The organism is Polynucleobacter sp. 39-46-10 (assembly GCF_002282275.1).
On the sequence record NZ_NCJB01000289.1, the window covers coordinates 1 to 2,952 of the forward strand.

At 47.4% G+C, this 2,952-nt stretch carries 2 protein-coding genes and 1 pseudogene; 1 reads left to right on the plus strand and 2 read right to left on the minus strand.

Going from position 1 to position 2,952, the window contains the following annotated elements:
* Positions 1-173 (plus strand): annotated as a pseudogene (locus tag B7X71_RS14510) (ATP:cob(I)alamin adenosyltransferase); the annotation flags it as partial.
* Positions 174-207: 34 nt separating this feature from the next.
* Here B7X71_RS14510 and B7X71_RS14515 read toward each other — a convergent pair.
* Complete coding sequence (locus B7X71_RS14515) at positions 208-1,332, minus strand: 3-deoxy-7-phosphoheptulonate synthase (protein WP_293601151.1); 1,125 nt, start codon at positions 1,330-1,332, stop codon at positions 208-210.
* Between the two features lie 19 nt (positions 1,333-1,351).
* A complete protein-coding gene (tldD, locus tag B7X71_RS14520) occupies positions 1,352-2,842 on the minus strand; it encodes a metalloprotease TldD (RefSeq protein ID WP_293601153.1) in 1,491 nt (496 codons plus the stop codon).
* Positions 2,843-2,952 lie beyond the last annotated feature (110 nt).

Below are 2,952 nucleotides of genomic sequence, written 5' to 3' on the forward strand. Positions count from 1 at the left end.
GGCGTGCTGAGCGATCGATTGTGCGTTTGGGTTGGGAGGAGCCTCTGTACGATGCTCCGCGTCAATACGTCAATCGCTTGTCTGATCTCTTGTTTGTGCTGGCGCGTGTACTCAATCGTGCAGCGGGTGGCCAAGACGTTCTTTGGAAGCACGAAAAAAAAGAGACTAAATAAATTAGTCTCTTTTGACGAAATAAAACGAAGTAGTTTATTTCTTTGCTTTTCTGCGATTTTTCACAGCTAAAGCTAAGCGTTGCAATACATTGACTGAATCTTCCCAGTTAATGCAGGCATCAGTAATACTCTTGCCATATTCCAACTTATTTGGGTCATCTTTACCTGGCGTGAATTTTTGTGCACCATCATTTAGGTGACTTTCAATCATTACGCCGAAAATTTGATTTGAGCCGGATTCAATTTGCTCGGCAATATTTTCTGCCACCACAATTTGACGCTCATGTTTTTTGCTGGAGTTCGCATGCGACAAGTCAACCATTAAACTAGCTGGAAGCTTTGCTGCTGCAAGCTCTGAGCAGGCCGCTTGTACATACTGCGCTTCATAGTTTGGCTCTTTACCACCACGCAAAATAACGTGACAGTCTTTATTGCCTTTAGTCTCCACAATAGAAACCTGACCATTCTTATGCACTGATAAGAAGTGGTGTGGACGGCTAGCCGCTTGAATCGCATCGGTAGCAATCTTAATGTTTCCGTCGGTACCATTCTTGAATCCGATTGGTGCAGAGAGGCCTGAGGCGAGTTCGCGGTGAACTTGACTCTCAGTGGTGCGTGCTCCGATAGCGCCCCAAGAAATCAAGTCAGCAATATATTGCGGAGAAATCACATCCAAGAATTCGCTTCCAGCTGGCATACCAAGACGATTAATTTCCATCAACACTTGGCGGGCAATACGCAAACCTTCTTCAATACGATAGCTCTCATCTAAGTACGGATCATTAATCAAACCTTTCCAACCCACAGTTGTGCGTGGCTTTTCAAAATAGACGCGCATCACAATTTCGAGTTCACCGGAAAAACGATCGCGCTCTGCGAGTAATCGCTGACAGTACTCAACAGCAGCGCGAGGATCGTGGATTGAGCAAGGTCCGATGATGACGAGTAGGCGATCATCTTTCCCATGAATGATGTCGCGAATCTTTTTACGCGTTTTGCTAATCAATGCCTCAGTTGGCGTTCCCGAGATCGGGAAGAAGCGAATCAAATGCTCTGGCGGTGGCAGAACAGTAATGTTATGAATGCGTTGATCATCTGTGTCTGACGTTTTGTCGACGGCAGCGTACCAGTTTGTGGGATTAGTGTTTTGTTGGCTCATACGACTATTTTAAGCCGTATTAAGCAGTTCCTCCGACAGTCAGGCTGTCAATACGTAAAGTTGGCTGTCCAACGCCCACGGGGACGCTCTGACCTTCTTTGCCGCAAACCCCGATACCGCCATCTAATTTCAGGTCATTTCCGATCATGGAGACCTGTTTTAGGGACTCTGGTCCGCTCCCAATAATGGTTGCACCTTTGACTGGATATTGAATTTTGCCGTTTTCTACCCAATAGGCTTCTGAGGCTGAAAACACGAATTTTCCACTCGTAATGTCGACTTGGCCGCCCCCGAAGTTCACCGCGTAAAGGCCGCGTTTAATACTGGCTACGATTTCTTGGGGATCGTCTTTGCCAGCCATCATGTAGGTATTGGTCATACGAGGCATGGGTAGGGAGGCAAAACTCTCCCGTCGTCCATTTCCGGTGAGAGGCATATTCATGAGTCGGGCATTCAAACTATCCTGAATGTAGCCCTTCAAGATACCGTCTTCAATCAGCGTGGTGCACTGGGTCGGTGTGCCTTCATCATCGATATTGAGTGAGCCACGACGACCAGAAAGTGTCCCATCGTCTACTACAGTGACCCCTTTAGCGGCAACGCGCTGTCCAATGCAGCCAGCAAAAGCAGAAGAGCCTTTTCGATTAAAGTCACCTTCTAGTCCATGACCTACCGCTTCGTGCAATAACACTCCAGGCCATCCTGGCCCCATGACTACTGTCATTGGACCCGCGGGGGCTGGGCGAGAGTCTAGATTAATCAGGGCGCCATCCACAGCTTCATCAACATATTGATTAATCAGCTCTGTATTGAAGTAGTGATAATCATGACGAGCACCGCCACCAGAAGACCCAGATTCGCGACGACCATTTTGTTCGGCTATCACATGTACTGATACCCGTACCAGTGGACGTACGTCAGCAGCTAATAAGCCATCAGCACGAACTACGAGCACCACATCGAACTCGCCGGCTAGACTAGCCATGACCTGAATGATGCGTGGGTCTCGCGCTTTTGCACGACGCTCAATGCCTTCAAGTAAAGCAATCTTTTCTTGTGGCGCGAGTGAGTCTAGGGGGTTTAAGTCTGAGTAGAGCTCGTTAGAGATTGGTGTAAATATTTTGCTTGCAACAGCGCGAGTGCCTCCTTGGGGTCCAATCACGCGAGTGGATTTGGCTGCCTTGTTGAGAGCTTCTAGATTTATTTCATCGGAGTAAGCAAAGGCAGTTTTATCTCCGTAAATTGCACGCACTCCCACACCTTGATCAATACTGAAGCTGCCAGATTTCACGATACCTTCTTCAAGGCTCCAACTCTCGTTACGAGTGTGCTGGAAGTAAAGGTCAGCATCATCCAGCTGATGTGTAAACATGTCGCCAAAGGTGCGATGTAAATCTTGCTCAGAGAGGCCAGTTGGTTCCAGCAGAATAGACTTCGCTAATTTAAGAAGGTCGGCCTGCTTCTTGGGCTTGGTCCAATCACTTGGAAATAATGCTTCTGGTGCTCTCATCTTGATTTTGTTGAACTTTCTGTATTAAAGCTTGCGGTGTTTTAGTGCCGGTAGCTTAGAGCGTACCTCTTTTAATTTATCTTTGCTGAGTTTGCCCTGAATAAAACCTT

Bases quoted from the DNA above. Each gene is read 5' to 3' on its own strand.
- tldD (WP_293601153.1), bottom strand. From the start codon at position 2,842: ATGAGAGCACCAGAAGCATTATTTCCAAGTGATTGGACCAAGCCCAAG.
- B7X71_RS14515 (WP_293601151.1), bottom strand. From the start codon at position 1,332: ATGAGCCAACAAAACACTAATCCCACAAACTGGTACGCTGCCGTCGAC.